The organism is Butyrivibrio sp. VCD2006, assembly GCF_000423925.1.
GTDB lineage: Bacteria > Bacillota > Clostridia > Lachnospirales > Lachnospiraceae > Butyrivibrio.
Map to the genome: position 1 here is coordinate 1 of NZ_AUIX01000001.1, position 17435 is coordinate 17435.

The following is a 17435-nucleotide window of genomic DNA, read 5'->3' on the forward strand; positions in this document are numbered from 1 at the left end:
TCTCACAGTTCGTTGTTACTAGGCTAATGAAACCTCTGTGAGACCTCCACGCTTAAGGTGCACGCTCTTTCTCTCCATATATCCGCCACATTTACTCTGCTACTACAAAGGTGATAGTTATAAGACTTCGTTGCTTTTAGCCAACTTATCTCTCGTAGCCTAGCCTTATATGTGATTTCTGTCCGTCGGACCAGAGATTTGCTTACAGCTTCCTTCAGATTCCATCTCGCGATGGACACCCTTGCTGTTCGGCTATACACTTCCCACTATCTGGGCGTGTTCAGGACTTTCACCTGTTAGAGTGCGCCCATGGCGCGCAAACTAAAAAAGCCTTCCCCCTGCGGGGGAAGGTGGCAGCGTAGCTGCCGGATGAGGGGTCCTATTTATATACTCTCACCCTTCATGGAGATTGCCTTCGGCACCTCCGTAGTTCTAAGCTCAATCTTCGGGCCACCCTTTCCATTGATATAATCTCCGGTAATTGTGACGCTTCCGATATTGTCATCCTTAGGAATCTCATACATGATATCAAGCATAAATTCCTCAATGATAGCCCTGAGTGCTCTGGCTCCGGTATCCTTTTCCATTGCCTTTTCAGCAATAGCTTCAAGCGCCTCATCATCAAACTCCAGATTGACCTCGTCGAGGGCAAGGAGCTTCTGATACTGCTTGAGGATAGCGTTCTTGGGCTCTTTTAATATCTGTACCAGCATATCCTTGGAAAGTCCCTTAAGGGAGCAGATAATAGGAAGTCGTCCAAGGAATTCCGGAATCATTCCGAATTTTTTCAGATCATCAACAGTAACCTTGGTGATAAGATCAGGGTCCTTGTCCCATTTATCCTTAAGGTCTGCATCAAAACCGATTGAAGTCTGCTTGTTCAGTCTCTGCTTAATGATATCCTCGAGATCAGGGAACGCACCACCGCAGATAAACAGAATATTTCTGGTATTTACAGTAGCCATCGGCACCATTGCATTTTTGCTGCTGGCACCTACAGGAACCTCAACGTCAGCACCCTCAAGGAGCTTTAGCATTCCCTGCTGAACTGACTCACCGCTTACATCTCTTGATGTAGTGTTCTTTTTCTTCGCAATCTTATCTATCTCATCGATGAAAATAATACCCTGCTGCGCCTTATCTATATCATTGCCGGCAGCTGCAAGAAGCTTACTTACTACGCTCTCGATATCATCACCGATGTATCCTGCCTCTGTAAGAGATGTTGCATCGGTAATAGCAAGCGGCACATCAAGAAGTCTGGCAAGCGTTTTTACCAGATATGTCTTACCGCTACCTGTGGGACCGATCATGAGAATATTGGACTTCTCAATCTCGATATCGTCCATGGTTCCGGTCTTCACTCTCTTGTAGTGGTTGTACACAGCAACGGAAATTATCTTCTTAGCCTTTTCCTGTCCTATTACATAATCATCAAGCTTCGCCTTTATCTTATGCGGAGCAGGAATATTCTCGATATTGAATTCCGGCTTTATCTTAATGTCTTCCTCTTTCTTCTTTTTAATCTTCTGAGAATTAGGAATTCCGCCGGTACCTCCAAAATCTCCAAAATCCATGAAACCAAGATTTGGCATGCCGTTATGCTTATTCAGCTCATTCATAAGTGTAGGATTATTCAAAAGATTCTGATAATCAAACTGGCTTATCGTATCCATTGTTTTGTGCATGCAATCAGGGCAGACGCAGATATTATTGGGAAGATGGAACATTTTCCCAGCCTTGCTCTCAGGTCTTCTGCACATAAAGCAGATATCCTCATACTCACTCTCTTTATGCTCTGAGTCTGACGATGTCTTCTCTGTCTTTGTCGTATCTACAGTGTTATCCTTTGATGAATCCGTATTCTTATCATAGGGGCTTTCATCCACAGAGGAATCCATTACCTCTCTAAAATCCAGATCGTCATTATCGTATCTATCTGTCATTTCATTTCTCCGTATTTTCTAATTCTTAATTCCTTACAAAAAATAGAATGCACACAATATATTATATTCGTGCATTACTCCATCAGCAATATAGAAATTTCAGGCTTAAATATCAGTAATTTGCTAAAAAGGAAACATTTAATAAAAAGACTGCCCCGAGCTGTAATACTCAAAGGCAGTCTTTACTTTGACTATCTATTTCTATTTAGTTACCAAAACCAAATCCGAATCCGAAAGGATTTGAGAAGGGATCATAACCTTCCTGTCCTTCCATGCCTTCTTCCTGCTTAGCATCAGGCTGCTTTTCGCCATCATACTTCTGGCCGTCTGTATTGTCACTGTCAGACTCAACAGTCTGCTTTGTTCCAAGAGTAACCTCAATGTCGTGATCCTGATATCCGCCATCAGCCTGTCTCTTTACTGTGATATTAACTACTTCACCGGCTTCATAGTATGCGAGTCTGTTCTGAAGGTCATCCATAGAAGATATCTCTTTGCCATCAAATTTTGTGATGATATCGCCTTCCTGAAGACCTGCTGCCTTTGCTCCGCTGCCATCTGTTACGCCTGCAACATATACTCCAAGAGGAAGTCCGTACATTTTTGAAACATCTGAAGTTACACTTACACCAGATATTCCAAGATAACCTCTGTTCTCCTCAGCTACCTTAGAGCGTGTCTTCTCAGTCATAAGCTGTTCGATGATAGGCTTAGCTGTTGAAATCGGGATTGCATAACCCATTCCTTCAATTGTTGATCCACCAATCTTATTGGAGTTGATACCAATAACCTCACAGTTGATGTTCAAAAGAGCACCACCTGAATTACCGGGGTTGATCTCGGCGTTAGTCTGAATAAATGTACCCTGCTTGCTGTCATCAAGATCGATTACACGGTTTACGGCACTTATAACACCTGTTGTTACTGACTGACCATATCCAAGTGCATTACCGATTGCTATAGCGGGCTCACCAAGTGTAAGTGAATCGGAGTCGCCTAATGTTGCGATTGCTATTGCATTTCTGGTATCAGCGCTAAGATCTGAAAGCTGTACTGCGATTACAGCAAGGTCCATATTTGAATCTGTACCCTTAACCTCAGCCTTTGCTGTATTATCGTCAACAAACTGAACCTCAAGAGAATCTGCACCCTCAATTACGTGGTAGTTAGTAGCAATCAAAAGCTCGGTTTCGTTTGTTCCAACGATAAAGCCTGAACCTGATGCAGTCTGTTCCTGGCTGTATGTCTGTCCAAAATAGTTATAAGCCTGTGTGAAATTGTTATTGATGGAAACCATTGCAGGCATCGCCTTTGCAACAACCTCAGTAACATCAGTTACAACTGTTCTGGGATTCTCGATCACTTCTGTCTGAGCGATTCCTGCGTTATCTCCGTTTGTAGCTGCAGGTGTTTCACTCTTTGCAGTATCCTCTGAACTCTCAGCATCCGAATCAGAAGAAGCTATGCTATCCTTAATCTCTTCCTTAGTATCAGGAAGTGCTGCCTTATCATTCGCTGTGGTAGCAGGTATCTGAGCGATTTTTGTCATGCTATAGTAACCTGCGCCAAGTCCGAGGCAAAGGACAAGTGCAACTGCAATGACCGCTGCTACCTTCTTGCCTGTTCCTGATTTCTTAGGACCGTTTCCACCATTCATACCGGGCTGATAAGAGTACTGGTAATTACCATAAGTTCCCTGATTGTTGTAATTGTAGTTGCCGTAATTTCCGTTCTGGCCATAAGTGTTCTGACCATAGCTTCCACTGTTCTGTCCATAGGTGCTGTTCTGACCGTATGTATTATTTCCATGACCATAGGAGCTTCCGCCCTGGCCATAAGTGCTTCCGCCCTGGCCGTAGGTGTTATTCTGGGAATTTACCCCATAGCCGTTTGATGAAGTGTTTGAGGAATCATTCTTATTTCCTGCGTTGTTAGTTTCAGACTCCCTTCCAAACCCCAAATCCTGATTAGTGTTTTGCTCGTTATTTTCATTATCAAACATCACTCATTACCTCTTTTCTAGAATAATTTTTTGATAAAATGTTTATCGATTTCTTTTTGTATGTTCACAGTATAGAAAGAGATTGTGACGAAATTGTGATAAAAGTATCAAAAAAATATTTCCCGCACCTTAATCCAAACTAAAAGTTTGTGTCATTAAAGTTGGGAAATATCTCATAAATACGCATTTATTCGTATTGATCGTATTTAGTAATAAAAATCATCCTCTTCAATCACCTGGATTTCCATATAATCAAATGGAATCTCTTCAATAAATGCATCCTTTGTAAATCTGCATTTACTATGTAATTGAAAGTCATGAACCGTGGACTTTAGCCATATAGGTTTACTAAGATCAAGCTCGTAGCATGCTTTTTCAATAGCATTCATAACCTTATGAGTCCTGGTCTCCATTGACGCATCTTCAATTACAGTATCTTTTAGAAGATGATTGTCTTCTATAAGTCGTACCCAAAGTCTGAACATAAAGCACCTTAGTCCTCATATCCGTTGGGGTTCTGACTCTGCCATCTCCAGGAATCTTCGCACATCTCACGAATGCCGTTCTGTGCCTTCCATCCAAGCTCCTTCTCAGCCTTGTCAGCATTTGAGTAGCAGGCAGCGACATCGCCGGGACGTCTGGGCTGGATTTCATAAGGAATCTTGATATTGTTAGCTTCTTCGAAGTTCTTAACGATATCAAGAACGCTGTAACCAACACCTGTTCCAAGATTGTAGATTGAAAGGCCACTGCCTGGCTCTAATTTCTTAAGAGCTTTAACATGTCCAACTGCGAGATCCACAACATGGATATAATCGCGGACGCCTGTACCGTCATGTGTATCATAATCATTGCCGAAAACAGCGAGCTTAGGAAGTCTTCCTACTGCAACCTGTGTGATGTAAGGCATCAGGTTGTTCGGGATACCATTGGGGTTCTCACCGATTGTGCCACTCTTGTGAGCTCCGATAGGGTTGAAGTATCTGAGAAGAACTACATTCCATTCCTTGTCGGCAAACTGAATATCTGAAAGAACCTGCTCAAGCATTGACTTAGTCCATCCGTAAGGATTGGTGCACTGTCCCTTGGGGCATTCCTCTGTGATCGGAATAAATGCAGGGTTACCGTAAACTGTTGCAGATGATGAGAAGATAATGTTCTTGCATCCATGCTTTCTCATTACATCAACAAGAGTAAGTGTTCCTGTAATGTTGTTATCATAGTACTCCCAAGGCTTCTGAACTGACTCACCAACTGCCTTAAGACCTGCAAAATGGATAACGCTGTCAATCTTTTCCTTTGTGAAAATCTCTTCAAGGCCTTCTCTGTCGCGGATATCTGCCTTATAAAAAGGAACCTTCTTGCCTGTTATAGCCTCAACGCGGCCAATAACCTTCTCGCTTGCGTTTGCAAGATTATCCATTACAACAACGTCATATCCGGCGTTCTGAAGTTCAACTACTGTGTGGCTTCCGATGTATCCGGCACCGCCTGTAACTAAAATTGCCATACTTTTATCCTCCCATAATACCCTCATCCGTCAGCTTCGCTGACACCTTCTCCCATAGGGAGAAGGCTTAAATATTCTGCCTTTCCCCTGAAGAGGATTTTTCTTTCTGCCTCTCCCCTGAAGAGGAACTTTTCTTTCTGCCTTTCCCCTGAAGAGGAGCTTTTCTTTCTGCCTTTCCCCTGAAGAGGAACTTTTCTTTCTGCCTTTCCCCTGAAGAGAAATTTTGCTTTCTGCCTTTCCCCTGAAGAGGAATTTTTCTTTCTGCCTTTCCCCTGAAGAGGAACTTTTCTTTCTGCCTTTCCCCTGAAGAGGAGCTTTTCTTTCTGCCTTTCCCCTGAAGAGGAACTTTTCTTTCTGCCTTTCCCCTAAAGAGGAACTTTTCTTTCTGCCTTTCCCCTGAAGAGGAACTTTTCTTTCTGCCTTCCCCCTATGGGGGAAGGTGGCGCGAAGCGCCGGATGAGGGTTCTCAATTAAAGTTCAATTCCGTTTTTTTTGCAGAGTTCTCTTGCTGACTCAACAGAGTCCTTACCAGTCTTGTTCTTAATAGGTGCAAACTCATACTCACGAACAACCTCGTAAGGAACACAGCTGTCGAGCTCATGAATCATATCGAGAACAAGCTGCTCAAATTTGCATCCGTTAGGTGTCTCGGGCTTAACAAGCTCACCATTCTCATTTATATAAGGAATCTTCTTCTCAACAACATGAAGAGGAAGATCATTCTTAGCAATACGCTCAAGTGCAGGTACATTGAAGAGATAGTTAAGGATTACACCATAGTTGTAAGCGGGCTCTCCTGCCTCGTCCTTGGCATCCATCATCTCCTGTGTGAGCTCATAGTACTCAACGATTGAAGGTCTGCCATCCTCAAGACACATAACACCAACGCCCTCATCGGGAGCATTTTTCTTAACAACCTTAGCACCAACCTCTGCCTTCTGTGCGATTGTTGCACCTACGAAGCAGGGATCTGCGATTCTCTGAAGTACATTATCAACTGCAAAAATGTTGACCCACTCAATACCCTCAGCGTGAAGAGTCTTATCAAGACCTGCCTTGATCATTGAAGAGAACCAACCTGCATTTCCATTAGGTGATGTGGAGATGCGTCCCTTCTCCTCCATGTAAACCTTACCTTCATAATCTGAAGCGGGAGCCATATCCTGCTTGAAGAAAGTAACCTTATCTGCCTTATAGCCAAAGAAATTCTTCTCTGTAAGGAAATTAACTGTCTTCTCGTGGTTCTTCTCACTTGTCATAATGAAAAGATGAATCCATGTTCCTGTTGCGTTAACAACATCCATAAGATTCTCTATGATACGCTGGAAAATGAAAACTTCCTTTGTAAGACCGATATTGTACATTCCCTTAGGATCATCGGAACCAAGTCTTGTTCCCATGCCACCTGCAAGAAGACATGCTGCAACCTTACCCTGCTTGATAGCCTCTACACCGATGCTGTTGAATTCATCCTTTCTCTTCTCAATCTCTGAAAGCTGCATGCAGGCAAGAGGTGAAAACTCTCCTCTCTCAGAACCCTTTCCAAGATTCTTTGCATTTTTCAAAACATCGAAATCTGTCTCATCGATCTGCTGAAGCAAAGCTGCCTTCTCAGCTTCTGAAAGCTCGTCATAATACTTAAGAACATGTTCCTGTCCTTCTGCCTCAAGCTTCTTCTTAGCTTCTTCTAATGTCATAGTAACTTCTCCTTTTCTAAGCGTATCCCGCAGGACTCACCAAAGCCCCAATCTTTACATACCTGCAGAATATTTTTGTTATATAAACTTTATTACACACCAAATCCTCAATGTGATAAAAACCTATTATATGATATCTCACTGAAAAAATAAAAACAATCAAATCCAATTATAATATGTCACTTTTCACCCATATCTTATTATACTCCATAAAAAATTCGAAGGAATTTCTTCGTAGCAAATAAGAAACCACCGGTCTTTACACATAACCGGTGGCTTTTGATTCAAAATTCTGTATTAAAAAATATTTAATGAAATCTCGCTGTATATGCTACTTCAAAGCAATCTCCGGGATTTAAGCTCTGCTCCCATTCGCGATCCTTTAATTCCCCTGTAAATCCTTCTGCATCAGCTCTGCCATACCAGGGCTCAAGGCAGATGAAAGGAGCGTTCTTTCCAACCGGTGACCAGATACCAAGAAGCGGTGCATCAAAGGTCAGCTCTACGAAAATCTTGCCATTTGCATCTTTTATGGAAACACCGTTTACCTGGCTGTTTTCAAGGATGATCGCTCCACCATCGAAGGTGTGCTCATCAACATCGAAGGATTTGTCAGCCTTAAGAGAAAGCTCATAGGTTTCATTTGCTGCAAGGGGATCATGGAACTTCCTCACGGTGAGGACATCCTTGTCAGTCTTAAGCACTACAGAATTGCCCTTTAGCGTACCATCATCACTAAGCTCACAGTTAAAGGCGGGATGCGCGCCTATCGCAAACGGCATCTCCTCTTTTCCGGTATTTTCAACCTTCCAGCCGACTACTACGCTATCGCCATCAAGCTTGTATGAGATGAAAAGCTTGAAATCAAAAGGATATTTCTGAAGAGTCTCATCGTTTGACGAAAGCTCGAAAAGCGCATAGTCTTCAGCTTTTTCCACCACCTCAAACTCCATATCACGGGCAAAACCATGCTGCCCCATCTTGTACTCTTTTCCGCTTACTCTGTATTTTCCATCTGCAACCGCGCCTACAAAAGGGAAAAGTACCGGCGAAGTGCGTCCCCAAAACTTGGCGTCTCCGCACCACATGTACTCCTTATTCTCTTTTTTAACGCTCTTAAGCTCTGCACCGGCTGTATCTATCTCTGCGGTGATAATGTTGTTACCAAGACTGATCCTCATAATCCCCGAATCCTTTCCTGCTTAAATATTTTGCTTCTTACCTAATCACATGGACTTATAAATTAACGATATTTCTATTCTCGCCCTTTTCAAATGCCTGAATATTTTTTCCTACTTCATCCACGCAGCGAATTCTTGCTTCTACACTGGCCCATGCCATGTGAGGTGTAACAAAGAGCTTCTTGCTGTCCTGAATTCTAAGAAGAGGGCTGTCCTTTTTCATAGGCTCGGCTGTCAGAACGTCAAGACCTGCTCCTGCGATCTCTCCTGACTCGATGGCATCTGCAAGGTCGTCTTCATTTACAACAGGACCTCTTGCAACATTTATAAGGTAAACTGTCTTCTTCATCTTTTTAAATGCAGCAGCATCGATCAGATTTCTTGTGTTGTCTGTAAGCGGGCAGTGAAGTGAAAGTACATCACTTCTCTCAAGAAGCTCATCAAAGCTTACCATCTCATAAGCCTTGTCCTCATCCTTGTGCTCTGTTCTTCCTGAAGCTGAATAGAAGATTACCTTTGCTCCAAAAGCTGTTGCTATCTGGGCAACTTTTCTTCCGATGTTACCCATGCCGATGATTCCCCAGGTCATGCCATCAATTTCATGATAGGGAATATCAAGCTTGCAAAAATACTCCTGTGCAGCGTAGTCACCGCTTTTTACAAATTCGTCATAATCTTTAAGACTCTCCATCAGATAGAACAGAAGAGCAAATGTATGCTGTGCAACTGACATTGTGGAATATCCTGCAACATTGGCAACCTTAATTCCACGCTCCTTGCAGGCTTTGATATCAACATTGTCAAAACCTGTTGCAAACTCACAGATTAGCTTGAGGTCAGGTGCCTCATCGAGCACCTCTGTTGTTATCCTGGATTTATTTATGCAGAGAACAGTGGCGCCTGCAAGACGATCCTTCGCATTCTCTACCGTAATCTTATTCTTATAATATGTAACGTCTCCAAGCTTTGAAAACTCTGTATAATCAAGGTCATTTCCTACGCTATCAATCTCTGCTGCTACGATTTTCATTATTTCAATAATCCTCCTTAAATCAGGTAATTCTTTTGTTTGCTTTTTAATTGTGCAATGTCATTCTACCACTTCGCCGCCGATAAAGCATCCTCATCCGCAACAATGGTAACGTTATTATGAAGCTGTAAAATAGAGGCAGGCACCGCCGGTGTTATCGGTCCAAAGAAAGCTTTTTGAAGTGCCTCTGCTTTATTTATCCCGGAGGCAATAAGAAGAATATTCTTCGCCTGCATGATATTCTTAATTCCCATTGAGTAGGCGTATTTTGGCACTTCGTCTATTGAGGAAAAGAATCTGGAATTTGCCTCGATCGTACTCTCCGAGAGTGCGACCTGATGAGTTGTTTTTCCAAAAGAAGTCCCCGGTTCATTGAAACCAATATGACCATTGCCCCCTATACCAAGGAGCTGTAAATCTATACCTCCACAGGAATTTATTACTTCATCATATCTTGCACACTCTTTTTCCCCATCCTCTTCAAGACCGTCTGGAATGAATGTGTTCTCAGGCTTGATGTTTACATGGTCAAATAAGTTTGTGCGCATATAGAAGTGATAGCTCTGCTCATTTTCAGGGCCAATTCCCATATATTCATCGAGGTTTATGGTCTTTATCTCCGAAAAATCCAGGTCACCTTTTTTGTACCATTCGACCAATTGTTTATACGTTCCAATAGGTGACGAACCAGTTGCCATCCCAAGCACAGCATCAGGCTTCATGATTATCTGTGCCGAGATTATATTAGCCGCTTTCCTGCTAAGGTCATTGTAATCCACTGCTTTGTATACTCTCATGTGAATCCCCCTCCACAATCATTATACTCCATTTAGAGACACGGGGACGGTTCTCTTGACTTAAAAAAAGCCGCAGATGCGTACCTTTGGTAAACATCTGCGGCCATGATTTTTTTATTATTTATTATCCTGCAATTAAGCGAAAGGATTCTCTGTAGGATAAGGAAGTGATGCAGGCTGGTTGTAGCCGATTACTTCTGCTCCAACATACTTGAATACCTCGAAGAGTGCCTTTCCGAAGTGACCGAATGCAACTGCACCGTGGTGAGGGAAGTTGTGCTGGATAAGAATGTGTCTGTAGAATCTTCCCATCTCCGGAATAGCGAATACACCGATACCACCGAATGATCTTGTAGGTACGTTGAGAACCTCACCCTGTGCTACATAAGCCTTGAGGTGGTTATCAGATGTGCTCTGCAGTCTGTAGAATGTGATATCACCAGGCATGATGTCACCTTCAAGTGTTCCCTGTGTAACTTCCTCAGGAAGGTTTCTAGCCATGATTCTCTGGAACTTCATCTCGCAGCTAGCAAGCTTGCTTGTGCAAGTATTTCCGCAGTGGAAGCCCATGAATGTATCTGTGTGCTTGTAGTCGAACTTGCCCTTGATGGACTCTTCGTACATGTCAGCAGGTACAGAGTTGTTGATATCAAGAAGTGTAACAGCGTCACCGGAGATGCATGTTCCGATGAACTCTGAGATAGCGCCGTAGATATCTACTTCGCAAGATACCGGAATTCCGCGGCCTGTAAGTCTTGAGTTTACATAGCAGGGAACGAATCCGAACTGAGTCTGGAATGCAGGCCAGCACTTACCAGCGATACATACGAACTTCTTGCCGCCTCTGTGCTCCTCGATCCAGTCAAGAAGTGTAAGCTCGTACTGAGCAAGCTTAGAAAGGATCTCAGGCTTCTTGTTACCTGCGCCAAGGTCGTTCTCCATATCCTTAACAACGTCAGCGATTCTGGGATCACCAGCGTGCTTGTTGAAGCTCTCGAAAAGATCAAGCTCTGAGTTCTCCTCGATCTCAGCACCCATGTTGTAGATCTGCTGAATAGGTGCATTACAAGCAAGGAAGTTCATCGGACGAGGACCGAAGCTGATAACCTTGAGCTCTGAAAGACCATAAAGTGCTCTTGCGATCGGAACGAACTCGTTGATCATCTTAGCGCACTCATCAGCTGTTCCTACAGGATACTCAGGAATATATGCCTTTACGCCTCTCAGGTGAAGGTTGTAGCTTGCGTTAAGCATACCGCAGTAAGCATCTCCTCTACCATCGATAAGGTCACCCTGTGACTCCTCTGCAGCTGCGCAGAACATTACAGGACCACCAAACTTCTCAGCAAGAAGTGTCTCTGAAATCTCAGGACCAAAGTTGCCAAGGTATACGCAAAGTGCGTTACATCCTGCCTTCTTAACATCCTCAAGAGCCTCAAGTGTCTGAATCTCGCTCTCGATGATGCAAACAGGACACTCATAAATATCATCCTTATTGAAAAGCTTTGTGTAGCTCTCTACAAGTGCCTTTCTACGATTGATTGCAAGTGATGCCGGGAAGCAGTCACGGCTGACTGCAACGATACCAATTTTTGCCTGGGGCATGTTATTCATCATTTTTTCCTCCTACCCTTTAAATAGTGTTTATTGCTTTACAGTTTTTATGAAAACTGCGAAAAATGAACGTTTTTAGTGGTTTGTTCAGCCTGATTTGTGTTCTTTAACACAAATTGTGTGTACGTTCACACACTCCTAAATCATAAGTTTTGAAGGCTTTTTTGTCAACACGACATATTTCACATATTTGAGGGATAAAATATGGTAACTATGTCCCCTCATCCGTCAGCTTCGCTGACACCTTCCCCCCAAGGGGAAGGCTTTATTTTTGCCTTTCCCCTCTGGAGAAGACTTTATTTTTTGCCTTCCCCCTCTGGAGAAGGCTTTATTTTTTGCCTTCCCCCTCTGGAGAAGGCTTTATTTTTTACCTTCCCCCTCTGGGGAAGGCTTTATTTTTTACCTTCCCCCTCTGGGGAAGGCTTTATTTTTTACCTTCCCCCTCTGGGGAAGGCTTTATTTTTTTCCTCCCCCCAAGGGGAGGCTTTATTATTTTGCCTTCCCCCTTTGGGGGAAGGTGGTGCGAAGCACCGGATGAGGGTCTACAAATTCTGCTCAATATGTATGCTGAGTTCAGTGTAATTCACCTTCTTAGGCACTGTGCCGTACGCCAGATAATTAAACAAAATCTCCAGCGACAGCTTGCCCTGCTTTTCAGGTTCCTGACAGATTGTCGCGCTGATAAGCCCCTTGTGGAACATCTCATACTGGACTGCAACAAGGTCATTAGTAATGATCTTAATCTTGTGTTCTGTGTCCTCCGCAGCAATAAGTCTGCATATGTCATAATCTCTGGGATTTATGACATAGACCACATTGGTCTCGGGATACTTGATAAACATCTCCCTTACCGCGCGCTTATTCTCCTCGCGATCAAGAGAAATACTCCATTTTCCAAGGAGCTCCATATCCGGATACCTTGAGCTCATCTCGTTTGAAAAACCTCTGATACGCTCGGTAGCACTCTCTTTGATGCTGTCATACTCCGTGAAAAAGCATATCTTGGCTGCATCGCCTCCGGCCATAGCGGAAAGCCCTGCTGCCAATCTTCCTGATGCAATGTAGTCACATCCCACATATGCAAGATGCTCCACTCCATCAAGTCTGCTGTTATAGAAAACAAGCGGAAAATCACGTTTTTTCTGCTCTTCTATAATGAGATCATTTATTGGTGATACAGTACCTGTGATACACACGCCATCGTATTCACCGATAGATTTTTTAAGTGTTTTTATAAGAGCCGCTTCCTCAGCTGCCGTGTCGGGATACTCGATAATATCTGTGGTTGCCGCATATGCCTCGAGAGATTTTGCCTTTTTCTCAGCGCTCTCTCTGACAGGAATGAAAAACGGACTATACTGGGTCTTGGGAATCATAAAAAGAAATTTCAGCTTCTTTTTTCTGACCGCCAGGCCCTGTGCCACCCTGTTCGGCTCATAATGCAGTTCTTCACAGGCCTTCTCAACACGTTCACGAGTCTCGGCCTTCACATAGCCTCGATTGTGCAGTACGCGATCCACCGTTCCGATGGAAACACCTGCAAGCTCGGCTATCTCGTTAATTGTTGCCATTCTAACCCCTCATCCGTCACTTTGTGACATTTTCTCCCTGATACAAAAACTGTATAGGGGACAACTTTCCCGGGAAGAAAGTCTGTTTTATCACCTAGGATCAGATGAGTCCTGCAATATCGATATTCTCGCCAGTGATTCCTTCATAAGCACCATCAGCGATCTCAGATGCATCCTTATGTGCAAGAAGCCACTTGTTTGTAGCGAAAAGTGTTCTGTCATCAAGATTCTTGCCTGCTGTCTCTGTGGTTCCTACGTTTGTTCCCTTGGGAAGTGCGATGAGAACCTTGAAGCCCTTTGAAGCATCTGCGTGGCAGGGTGCATAGTGAAGAGTTGAAGCATAAACCTCAACAAGCACACCCTTAGGGCACTTGAAAGCTACTACCTTTGAAGAATCAAGCTTGCCATCCTCGATGTCGCTAAGCTTAGCAAGAAGAAGAATGAAATCCTCTGTACCAAGGTTGAACTCGCTGTCTCTGTGATACTCCATGCAGTTCATCTTTGTGTTGTGACCGTTGCAGTAACCAAACTGGAAAGGCATACCGCCGAAAAGGCTTGTGCCAAGATCCTTGGTGTCAGCTGTAGCCATCAGCTTCTCATCCTCTGCAACGTAAACTACGTCGTCCGGACAGGGTGTATCGTTCTCAAGTGTCTTAAGGATCTCAGCTACGCTGTATCCCTCAACGATTCTGCCGTACTCTTTGAATTCTTTGTCTGTTACGCTTTTAATTACCATCTTTCCTACCCCGCTTTTTCTTAATAAAATGTGTTATATTGTGTATTTCTTGTGCATTTCCGTTAACGTACACACATTATATGTGAAAAGCCCACTTACTTCAATTATCAGAATTATACAAATTTCACCCTCTCATTTCTTGCATCCCTCACAAGACAGCGGCTTTCAGTATATTTCAGGCCCCCAAAACCTTTACCAACAAGATCTCCGTACGAATTTCTTATTAAACAAAAAAGGCAACGTGCTAATAATAAAAGCACACTGCCCTATCGTTTCTTCTATTTTCCGGAATTATAAAATCATTATCACATCTTCTTAATCCATATTTCCGGGGATATTTTTATCCACTACAGATTGTCTCTGGTAATGTTCTTAATCCAATCTCCTGCCAGATAATGGTGAATTGCAAATGGCATTTTAGCAAGCTCATCCGTACACATAAGAATGTATACCGTTAGCGGTGGCAGTTTAAGTACAAATGCACTGATGAGCCCAAGCGGTACCGCAAAGCCCCACATGCAGGAAGTATCCAGTATCATTCCGAATCTGGAATCACCTCCGCATCTGAATAGCGAAGCAATCAGTACTGTATTGATTATCTGCCCCATCTGATAAAAAACATTTATATAGAGCATGATTTTGAGGTACCCTGTTGCCGTAGGTGATATTTTTACAAGTCCCGGAACAATCGGACTTATTGCAAAAAGTACAAGTCCGGATATGATTCCCGAAAAAATCGCCACCCTCATAATTGAGGATGCATCTTTCTTTGCTTCTTCTATTCGATTTTCGCCAATCTCTTTTCCGAGCATGATTGACGCAGCCGCAGAGATTCCGAAACCAACCACAGTCACAAGATCTCTTGCTACAGAAACCACCGAGTTGGCGGCAACAATGTCAGAACCGAGATGGCCCATGATTATTGAATTCATGTTAAAAGCCAACCCCCACATGGCATCATTGATAAATGCAGGAAGAGAGTACTTTATGAAATCTGCGATTAGCTCTTTGGGAATGCTGAACATTACACCAAAGTCTCTTGGAATCGTTGTCTGCCCGGTGTAATCAACGATACAAACTACCAACCCTATCGCCCAGGAAATCGTTGTTGCAAGCGCTGCTCCAGCGATGCCCATCTCCGGGAACGGTCCAAGTCCAAAGATGAGAAGCGCGTTTAGAACCACGTTAAGAATCAGCGTCATTACCGAAAGCCCCGCCGCAAATTTGATTCGCCCACAGCTTTTCAGAATAGTGAGATATGGCTGAGTAAGCCCAAGAAATACATAAGATGCCGCAACATATCTCAAATAGACTGCGCCTGCATCAATAAGTTCCGGCACATTTGTCCAGATTCTTATCACATTCCCCGGGAAGAAAAATGCAAGAAGCGCCACAGTCACTGTTATCACAAGCGAGATTATAAGGCCAATTCCCAGAATTTTGGATATAGTATTCCTGTCGCGTTTTCCATAGTACTGTGCAGCAAGAATCGTAAGCGCAGAGCTCAGCCCAAAGAACACCACATTCAGAAGGAACATAACCTGCCCTGCAAGGCTTGATGCTGAAATTGATGTCTGGTCAACTCTGCCCAGCATAACAACATCCGCCATGCTTACAGCGGATGCTATGAGGTTTTGTATTACTATTGGAATTACGATCACGAAGAGTTCGTGGTAAAAGCCTTTTCTGGCTTTTAATGCATTTTTCATGTTTTCACCAGTAATGAACTAGATTATGAAAATTGTCATTAATCATCATTCCATTTTAATTGTGTTCAATTTTCTTGTCTATATATTATATCATATTAAATCACATCATAATTCCTAAGTATGTTAAGTCATTGTATTCATTTTATATTCCCACTTTTCTGCTGTATGAGTCTTCCTGTGCTATCATTTTAAAAAGAATATTTTACATTTTTGTAATTATATGTTATTCTCTTAAATACTTCAGGGACATTTCGTCCGAAGATTCCATTTACTAATTAACTAATAGTTTTTTAAGGTTTGATTTGTTATGTTAGATTATTTTGCTATACGCCAAGAATGGCTAAAAACGAAAATTGAAGAATATGAAAAAGAAGCAGCAACTCTTCCCGAGGGAACTTTGGTCTGTTATGCCAAAGGTTCTCAATGGTTTTGCCAAAAGAAAGAAAATAACAAGTTCACAAGAACTTATATACCTAGAGGGAACATTACTTATGCAAAGAAGCTTGCCAGGAAAACGCTTCTTACAGATTATATATCTGATATGAAAAATGAGCTAAAATCCATAAAAGCATATGCTAGTGCCAGAACTTCAGGAAAACTAAGAAATATCCTAAGCGAGCACTCACCTTACCTACCTCTGCTAGGTGATCAATTTGACTGGCTTAGTGATGAGCAATATGATTCAAATCCTACTCATCCTGAGGCACTTACAGTAAAAGCTCCTAAAGGACAGTTTGTCAGATCTAAGTCGGAAGCAATCATTGCTCATGAGCTTTTTAATAATCAGCTGTCATACAAATATGAATGTGCATTTAAAGCCGGTGAATTTACTATTTATCCAGACTTCACAATCCGTCATCCACATACTGGCAAGCTAATTATTTGGGAGCACTTTGGATTAGCCGATCTGTCTTCTTATCAGAACACCATGTTCAGCAAGATCAGAAATTACATTGACTGCGGATATATCCCTGGTGATAATTTAATACTCACCTTTGAAACCAAGAATTGTCCACTCGATATAAGTTATGTTCAGAATTTGATAATGTATCACTTCTTTAAATAAGTGGTTAATAATATATTTTTGGTAGGCATTTTTCTTTCTTATAGGCCTTTTTTCTTCTTGCTTTTTAAATAGTGACTCGTTTTCGAAGATTTGGTATGTACTTTTTTAACGCATATACCTACCAAATCTTATAATTCTGGCATCTATTTAATAACAAGCCATTCTACATTGAATAGTTTGCGCATTTTACCTACCAAATTTTCCAAAAGTCCCATATATTTAAAGGCATAGACTTCTGGAGGCCATATAAAAAGCCAAAAAGGGTACCATTGAATCAATTTCCGCATCATAGTAAATTTTCGCCTTACAACTTACAACTTGTGCTGAAAAACACATAGAGAAATAATTTGTTCGCGACGCTACCAACAACCTACCGCAGCGTTTTCCCCGCAAGTGGTACATATAGCGCTCTTCCCGCAAGTGACGTATGTAACACTCTTCCTGCAAGTAGCGTATGTAGCGCTTTCCCCGCAAGTGACGTATGTAGCACTCTTCCCGCAAGCGACGTATGCAGCACTTTCACGCCGAACCTCCGCAGAAAAGCGCTGCAGCAAGCCATATAGGCAAGCCACAGCG

General features: G+C 42.7%; 13 protein-coding genes. 1 reads left to right on the top strand and 12 read right to left on the bottom strand.

Going from position 1 to position 17435, the window contains the following annotated elements; translation table 11 throughout:
* Positions 1-383: 383 nt before the first annotated feature.
* The 12 genes from clpX to G586_RS0100060 all read right to left on the bottom strand — a co-directional run bounded on the left by clpX (position 384) and on the right by G586_RS0100060 (position 15793).
* Positions 384-1946, bottom strand: a complete 1563-nt coding sequence (clpX, locus tag G586_RS0100005) for an ATP-dependent Clp protease ATP-binding subunit ClpX (RefSeq protein ID WP_196811518.1) — start codon at positions 1944-1946, stop codon at positions 384-386.
* Between the two features lie 205 nt (positions 1947-2151).
* Positions 2152-3948, bottom strand: coding sequence for a trypsin-like peptidase domain-containing protein (locus G586_RS21135; RefSeq protein ID WP_051204298.1), 1797 nt, complete (start codon positions 3946-3948; stop codon positions 2152-2154).
* A gap of 206 nt (positions 3949-4154) precedes the next feature.
* Positions 4155-4433: a hypothetical protein gene (locus G586_RS0100015; protein WP_026526024.1), complete on the bottom strand. Its 279-nt coding sequence runs from the start codon at positions 4431-4433 to the stop codon at positions 4155-4157.
* 8 nt (positions 4434-4441) lie between these two features.
* On the bottom strand, positions 4442-5458 hold the full coding sequence (galE, locus tag G586_RS0100020) for a UDP-glucose 4-epimerase GalE (RefSeq protein ID WP_026526025.1): 1017 nt from the start codon (positions 5456-5458) through the stop codon (positions 4442-4444).
* Between the two features lie 470 nt (positions 5459-5928).
* Entirely contained in the window at positions 5929-7155 is a 1227-nt protein-coding gene (locus G586_RS0100025; RefSeq protein ID WP_026526026.1) for a UTP--glucose-1-phosphate uridylyltransferase, read from the bottom strand.
* A gap of 308 nt (positions 7156-7463) precedes the next feature.
* Positions 7464-8336 carry an aldose 1-epimerase family protein gene (locus G586_RS0100030; protein WP_026526027.1) on the bottom strand — a complete coding sequence of 291 codons (873 nt, stop codon included), beginning with the start codon at positions 8334-8336 and terminating at the stop codon, positions 7464-7466.
* 55 nt (positions 8337-8391) lie between these two features.
* Positions 8392-9366 carry a D-2-hydroxyacid dehydrogenase gene (locus tag G586_RS0100035; RefSeq protein ID WP_026526028.1) on the bottom strand — a complete coding sequence of 325 codons (975 nt, stop codon included), beginning with the start codon at positions 9364-9366 and terminating at the stop codon, positions 8392-8394.
* 65 nt (positions 9367-9431) lie between these two features.
* The gene (gene nagB, locus G586_RS0100040; RefSeq protein ID WP_026526029.1) at positions 9432-10163 is read right to left on the bottom strand and encodes a glucosamine-6-phosphate deaminase; all 732 of its coding nucleotides are present in this window, start codon (positions 10161-10163) and stop codon (positions 9432-9434) included.
* A gap of 135 nt (positions 10164-10298) precedes the next feature.
* Positions 10299-11777: an L-fucose/L-arabinose isomerase family protein gene (locus G586_RS0100045; RefSeq protein WP_026526030.1), complete on the bottom strand. Its 1479-nt coding sequence runs from the start codon at positions 11775-11777 to the stop codon at positions 10299-10301.
* A gap of 542 nt (positions 11778-12319) precedes the next feature.
* Positions 12320-13348 carry a LacI family DNA-binding transcriptional regulator gene (locus tag G586_RS0100050; protein WP_026526031.1) on the bottom strand — a complete coding sequence of 343 codons (1029 nt, stop codon included), beginning with the start codon at positions 13346-13348 and terminating at the stop codon, positions 12320-12322.
* Positions 13349-13448: 100 nt separating this feature from the next.
* Entirely contained in the window at positions 13449-14084 is a 636-nt protein-coding gene (locus G586_RS0100055) for a DUF4867 family protein (RefSeq protein ID WP_026526032.1), read from the bottom strand.
* Between the two features lie 347 nt (positions 14085-14431).
* Positions 14432-15793: an MATE family efflux transporter gene (locus G586_RS0100060; RefSeq protein WP_026526033.1), complete on the bottom strand. Its 1362-nt coding sequence runs from the start codon at positions 15791-15793 to the stop codon at positions 14432-14434.
* Positions 15794-16100: 307 nt separating this feature from the next.
* Here G586_RS0100060 and G586_RS24380 point away from each other — a divergent pair, with 307 nt between their 5' ends.
* Positions 16101-16859 carry a hypothetical protein gene (locus tag G586_RS24380; protein WP_051204299.1) on the top strand — a complete coding sequence of 253 codons (759 nt, stop codon included), beginning with the start codon at positions 16101-16103 and terminating at the stop codon, positions 16857-16859.
* Positions 16860-17435 lie beyond the last annotated feature (576 nt).